6 protein-coding genes are annotated in these 6,117 nt (G+C 68.2%); 3 read left to right on the top strand and 3 right to left on the bottom strand.

The window, feature by feature from the left end; translation table 11 throughout:
• Nucleotides 1-181: 181 nt before the first annotated feature.
• Complete coding sequence (locus GA0115240_RS06350) at nt 182-565, top strand: hypothetical protein (RefSeq protein WP_093735669.1); 384 nt, start codon at nt 182-184, stop codon at nt 563-565.
• Nucleotides 566-909: 344 nt separating this feature from the next.
• On the opposite strand, the gene GA0115240_RS06345 is transcribed toward GA0115240_RS06350, so the two are convergent.
• From GA0115240_RS06345 to GA0115240_RS06335, 3 genes are all read right to left on the bottom strand, one after another.
• Nucleotides 910-1,356: a hypothetical protein gene (locus GA0115240_RS06345; protein ID WP_093735668.1), complete on the bottom strand. Its 447-nt coding sequence runs from the start codon at nt 1,354-1,356 to the stop codon at nt 910-912.
• A gap of 85 nt (nt 1,357-1,441) precedes the next feature.
• A complete protein-coding gene (locus tag GA0115240_RS06340; RefSeq protein ID WP_093735667.1) occupies nt 1,442-2,119 on the bottom strand; it encodes a hypothetical protein in 678 nt (225 codons plus the stop codon).
• A gap of 78 nt (nt 2,120-2,197) precedes the next feature.
• The gene (locus GA0115240_RS06335) at nt 2,198-3,532 is read right to left on the bottom strand and encodes a tetratricopeptide repeat protein (RefSeq protein ID WP_176724993.1); all 1,335 of its coding nucleotides are present in this window, start codon (nt 3,530-3,532) and stop codon (nt 2,198-2,200) included.
• Between the two features lie 141 nt (nt 3,533-3,673).
• Between GA0115240_RS06335 and GA0115240_RS39140 the strand changes: the two genes are divergently transcribed.
• Both GA0115240_RS39140 and fxlM read left to right on the top strand, forming a co-directional pair.
• Nucleotides 3,674-4,276 carry an ATP-binding protein gene (locus tag GA0115240_RS39140; RefSeq protein WP_107407107.1) on the top strand — a complete coding sequence of 201 codons (603 nt, stop codon included), beginning with the start codon at nt 3,674-3,676 and terminating at the stop codon, nt 4,274-4,276.
• Nucleotides 4,273-6,087, top strand: coding sequence for a methyltransferase, FxLD system (gene fxlM / locus GA0115240_RS06330; protein ID WP_237554644.1), 1,815 nt, complete (start codon nt 4,273-4,275; stop codon nt 6,085-6,087). The genes GA0115240_RS39140 and fxlM overlap by 4 nt, the downstream gene beginning before the upstream one ends.
• The last annotated feature ends 30 nt before the right edge of the window (nt 6,088-6,117 follow it).

Genomic DNA, 6,117 nt, shown 5'->3' with positions numbered 1-6,117 from the left:
GGGGTCGGCGGGACCGGATCCCCGGGGATCCCCTGGACCAGCCATTCCTGACCAACCCCTGTTCGAGAGCCCGCGAAGCGACCCGTGTCGTCCGAGCGACGCCAAGCGTCCGCCGCGCCGCTCACCCCCTCAGCAACATCCCGTATCCATCACGCGTTCCAACCCACTCCCGAGGAGTTCCTTGACCCTCTCCAACATCCGCCTCGACGTCGTCACCCTGCTGTGCGACACCGACTTCAAGCGCCGGCCCGACACCAACAGGTGGTCGCACCTCGACGGCCGGCCCTTCACCCAGGCCGAGCAGACACTCGCCCTCAGCTCCACCCGCGAGGAGTTCGAGATCGCCGCCGCCCAGATCCAGCGCGAAGGCGACTACCGGCGCGAGTACCAGGAAGCCGTCCACGCCTTCCTCAAGCTGCTGCTCCCGTACTTCGCCCAGGTACCGGACGGTTCCACCGTCAGCGACGTCATCCCCCGGATGACCGACGAAGAGCGCACCGCATTCGAGAGGCTCTGCGACATCGTCGCCCCCGACGGCTACCTCTACGCCCCCGGCGACAACTAGTACGAACACCGGTCGGCCAGGCAGCAGCCGAGCACCGTCAGAGGCGTGGCACGCTGCCGAGCGCCAGGCCTGCCCCCTCGGCGGCCCAGTTCTCACGGGCAAGCGAAGCGGCCAACTGTGCCGCGGGCCGCGTGAGCCAGACCACCGCAGGCCGACCTGACAGCAGGCTTCACGGGCTGACGGGCCACCACCGCGGCACCGAAGCCTGAACAGCACCACTGGATGGGCCGTCCCTACCCCCCGGGGCGGCCTATTCGTGCTGTAAGCCGGTCTCCGGGCCGCGTCCGCAGCGAGATGGTAGTTCGCCCACGAAACGGCCTGAACAGACTTGCGCGGCCGACCGGCTACACCTGCTCCCGGTAGACCCGGAGTCCCGTCGGCTTGAACTCGCGGAGGGCTCCCTCCGCCGCTCGACTGCTCATTGCTGTGGACCACCGATCGAGGTCGTCTTCGCCGTCGTGGAAGAACCAAGAGGCGAAGCTTCCCAGGTCATGCAACGCAGAGACGGCGCTGTACCGCAGCTCGCAGTGGACCTGCACGTAGTGATTGTGGTTGCCGTCCGCGTCGGTGACCACGAACTGTCGAGTGAAGTCCAGTAGGAACGTCGCCGGACCGTCAAACGTGTGTGTCCCGTACTGGAAGAGCAGGCCGTCGGCATCGAATGTATCCGGCGTCCTGAACCGCATGCGACCGAACCGGACGAACGCAAGCCACGCCTCTTCCGCGCCCAGGTCGGCCGTCGCACCCGTGACCTCCAACTCGGCCCGAAGCAAGGGGAGGGCGTCGTCCATCGGTGGTCTGCCCGGCACGATCTCTCCTCAACGGCATCCGAAACGCGAAGGTGGGTCAGTTTGGTGGGCATCGGCGGAGCCAGCCTCAGCCGGATGCGATGCGCTTGACCTCGGAGAGCCGGGCGTCGCCGATGCGGCTGTCCCCCAGGGCGAGTAGCCAGGGCGGGAGTTCCGGGGTGGCGTGCAACTCGTCGTAGAAGCCAAGTCTGAGGTCGGCGAGTTGGTCTTCGAAGAGCCATCCGTCGATCGCGTCGTGGAGGTGGCGGTCCGCCGAGTCGGTGCGGGTCTGTGCCCAGACGGCCAGCCACGGTTCGAGGCTTCCCGTGCTGACCGAGAGGATCTCCAAGACGTCGGTGACAGGCGCGGGGTATGCCTGCAGGGCCGAATGCCACCAGGTGCGCCAGACTTCCTCCAGCGCTTCCCGCTCGGGTGCCGTCCAGCCGCGCCAGTCGGCGGCGAGCAGCCGGGAGGCGATCAGGCCGTGGTCGACGTGGAGCCGGTCGCGGACGAGCAGCCGTATGATCCTGGGCGTCATCCGTCGGTACAGGGCGGGGAAGTCGCTCCAGTGGCCGGGGGTCCTTGCTGCGGCCGAGGCGATGAGATCCTCCGGTATCCGATGGACGGGACCGGCGAGGGCTTCGAGGTCGGCCTCGGCGTAGCAGTGGGTGCAGCCCTCCACGGTGAGGGACCGATCCGAGAGCGGCGCGAACGCGGCGTCCAGCGTGTCGAGTGCGTGCCGGAGTTGGCGGTTCGGATCGGTCATGGCTGCCTGCCGGTAAGGACTTCTTCCGGCTTCCCGGAGAAGAGGGCGACGTTACCAGGGCGGTACTGGACGCCTCGCTCAGGTGGCCGTGGGTACCAGCGTGCTGGCCCGTTCGTACAGCTCCGCCGCCTTGGGGTTGCGGCGGTACGGCGTGATGAGGGAGCGCATGGTGAACATGCGCTGGTCCGCCCGGCCCGATTGGACGAACGGGTAGTCGTCCAACGCGTCGTGCCAGGTCTTGACCGCTTCTTCCAAGTGCCCGATCTGGAGCTGCCGCTCGGCCAGGAGCGCGCGCATCCGGACGTTCCCGCGCCGATACACCGAGTACCGGAGCTTGTTGCTTTCCTGGAGCGCCTCGATCGATCCCGCCACATCGCCGAGTTCGTAGCGCACCTGGGCGATGTGGTAGTTCAGCGCGGCGGGGTCGTAGGAGCCGAAGGCCTTGGAGCGGCTCTCGGCCCGGTCCATAGCGGCCTCCGCCTGCCTCATGTAGAGAAGCGCGGTACGCCGATCGCCCTGTTGCGCCGCTGAGTGTGCCTGCTGCCCGGTGAGGAAGGCCAGCATGCGGGGGCCTGCTTGAGGCGAAGCCGCGGCGGCTGCGTCGGCCAGCCGTATCGCGTCGGAGCCGTGCCCGAGGTCGACCGCCTGAACGCTCATCCCGCGTAGCGTCGTGCAGTACGTCAGGTGGTCGTCGGCGGCCCCGGCGAGTTCGAGGGCCTTGAGGTAGTAGCGCTGGGCCAGACCGTGCAGGCCCTCGTCGACGGCCATGTACCCGGTCAGGTACAGCAGGTCGGAGGCGGCGGAGAGCATGGCCTGGCGTACTTCGGGCGGTCCGTCGGCCCGAAGGTGAGGTGCCACGGTGTTGACCAGAAACGCGGCCGCCATCGGGCGGGCGTGGCGTCCGCCGAACATGTCGTCCAGCTCCGAGACCTTCTCGGTCATGGCGCGGACGGCATCCACTTCGGCGTGGCCGATCCGCGTGGTCCGGCCGGTCTGCACGGCTTCGAGGCGGCCGACGACCTCCGGCCACGCGGGAATGGTCAGCGCAGCCGAGAACAGCGCGGTCCCGAGCACGCTGCGCCGCGAAGGGTCCATGTCCTGCCGTCCGAGCTCCATCAGTCCTTCAACGGTAGACGACCGTTGTTTCGACTGGCCGACGGGCGCGGGGAAGCCGGCCTCGGCGTGGGTGACGGGCCGGCCGAGCTTGCGGGCCAGAGCTTCAAGGATCAGGGCTCGGGCGTCCTTCCGAGGGATGGTGCCGGCGAGCCAGTGGCTGACCGCCGATTCGTCGTAGCGCAGCGGTGTGCCCTGCTCCGTACCCAGCCGGTTGATCTGCCGTGCGAACGCGCCGTAGGTCCATCCGGTCTCGCCGAGCAGCCGAATAAGGCCCTCGTTCGGCTGGCCTTTCGCCATCGGTCAACCCCCCGCGTGCTGAAGGACTTTCAAGGCTTTCAAGTTCAGCCACTGCTCACACCGTACCGCTGTGCGTGACGGTGCGGTTGCGTAGTGCGTGCAACCGCGGGGCAGCGCTGCCGAGCGTTCGTCCCGTCTCACATGACTATGACGCTTGGAGGTGTGACGATGACCGCAGGCTTGGAGTCACTGCTCAGCAGGCTGGATTTAGCGTGCGAGCCTTCTGCGATGCGCTTGGCCCGCGCCCACGCGAGGGACGTGTTTCTGCACTGGGCCATGCCTCCCGAGGTACTGGACGACGCTCTACTCATCGTCGCCGAGTTGGCAACGAATGCCGTGCGACATTCCGGCCGTCCGGCCGCGTCGTACGACGCGGGGCAGGGCCGGCCCGAGGCTCGTCGTTGCGCCCTCGTTCTGGACCTCGTACCTGGTCTTCTGCGTATCTCCTTCTGCGACGAGAGCGATCAGCCCCCGGTCCTTCGTCACGGATCAGGGCTCGAAGAGAACGGCCGAGGTCTTCAATTGATCGCTGGTCTCACCGGTGGCGCATGGGGATGGCGCCCGCTGAGTCCACAGCCAGGGAAGTCGGTCTGGGCGAAGATCCCCGTCCTCCATCACTCCGACGGGCAGAGGTACCCCCCTTCTGGTGATCGGCCCCCTCCGGAGTCAGAGCGCGCCCACGACCTTGTTCTGCAGACGGCGAGGGAACAGCCATCACTACGCAGCAGCACAGCTCCGCGATGACGGAGTCTGGAAGCCACCCCGGGCAGCCGTCGCCATGGAGCACGCCGGGGAGGTGGACGATCACCACGGTCAACGGCGTTCGGACCTCCGGCTATCTGCCCGAGTGGGCGGAGGACGACCCCAGCGAAGTCGACGTGAGGCTGGAGATGCTGGGCGTTCGGCTGGCCGACGTCAGTCACCGGAGTTTCTTCGAGGGCCAGGTGCTGAATGTCGTAGCTCCGGACGCGAGAGGCGAGGCGGAGGAGGAAGTCGTCTTCGAGGGAAGCATCGACTGCAACCCCTACGCCGCCGACGCGGGCCTACGGGTGCCTGTGGTCAACATCAGCGCGTACCCAGAACATTGGGTCCTCGGCCTCGACCCAGGAGGCGTGGCCGAGGTAGCCGCGAAGCTCCGCGCTCAGGCAGACCGTCTCGACCACGAGATACGCCCGGCCCTGATAGCCGCCCGTGCCGACTGGGCCGCTCACCACCAGCTATGGCCAAGAGGTCACCAGGCTGGACCGCAGGAGCTTCGCCCTCCACAACAAGCGCATCCGCACGACCCGCAAGAAGACCCTAGGAGTAATGACGTGACCACCGAATCCCCCGATCCCGCCCGCGTCAACGCGCTGCGCGAGGGGCTGATCGCCGAGCTGCGCGGGCTGAACGCGCTGCGGAGCCAAGCGGTTGAAGACGCCTTGCGCGCGGTACCCCGGCACCTGTTCGTCCCCGAGGACAGCCTGGAGAAGGCGTACGCCGCCGAGCGGGCTCTGGTCACCAAGAGGGACGAGCGCGGCGTCGCCCTTTCCTCGGTCAGCGCCGCACGCATTCAGGCGTTCATGCTGGAGCAGGCCGACATCCGGCCCGGCATGCGGGTGCTGGAGATCGGTTCCGGGGGCTACAACGCGTCGCTCATCGCCGAACTGGTGGGTTCCAGCGGCCAGGTCACCACCATCGACATCGATCCGGACGTCATCGACCGGGCACGGCGCCTGCTGCCTGCCGCCGGATACGGCCATGTGAATGCCCTCGTCGTGGACGGCGATCATGGCGAACCAGACCACGCCCCTTACGACCGGATCGTGGTCACGGTCGAGGCAGCCGGTCTTGCGGCGGCCTGGGTCGATCAGCTCACCGAGGCCGGTCGAATCGTAGTTCCCCTGCGGATGCGGGGCTTGACCCGGTCCGTCGCCTTCCAGCGGGAGAACGGCCATCTGGTGGGGCTGGACTACGAGGTGTGCGGCTTCGTGCCCATGCGAGGTGCCGGGGCCCGCGATCAGCAGCTGATCGTGCTGCATGACGGCGAGGACGACCACGTTGGGCTGCGGTTGGAGGATGCCGGCCGCCTCGACGCCGACAAGCTGCGGGGTGCCTTCCGACAGCCGCGCACCGAGGCCTGGTCCGGAGTGACCATGGAACGGGGACTGCCGTACGACGACCTGGACCTGTGGCTGGCGACCACCCTGGACGAGTACGCGTTGCTTGCCGCCACGCGCGCCGCACGCGACCGCGGCCTGGTGGCTTCCGCCTCCCCGATGGGCGTCTCCACGCTCCTTGGGGAAGGCGGCGACTCCTTCGCCTACCTGACGATGCGGCCCACCACCCCTGAGCGGGAGGCCTTCGAGTTCGGCGCCGTCGCCCACGGCCCCGAGGCCGGCAAGACCGCCGACCGCCTGATCGCCCAGTTCCAGACCTGGGACCGCAACCACCGTGGCCAACGGGCCGAACTGGCCGCCTATCCGAAGGCCACCCCTGCCGAACAACTGCCGGCAGGGCGGCTGCTGGAAGCGGGTGCCTTCCGCCTCACCATCTCCTGGCCGGCCGGGCGTTGAGCCCGGCGGCCAGGTGCACGTGCCCCATCC

Origin of the sequence: Streptomyces sp. DvalAA-14, assembly GCF_900091855.1 — a bacterium.
Lineage (GTDB): Bacteria > Actinomycetota > Actinomycetes > Streptomycetales > Streptomycetaceae > Actinacidiphila.
Note: the sequence above shows the minus strand (reverse complement) of the source record. Positions and strands in the feature narration are given on the sequence as shown.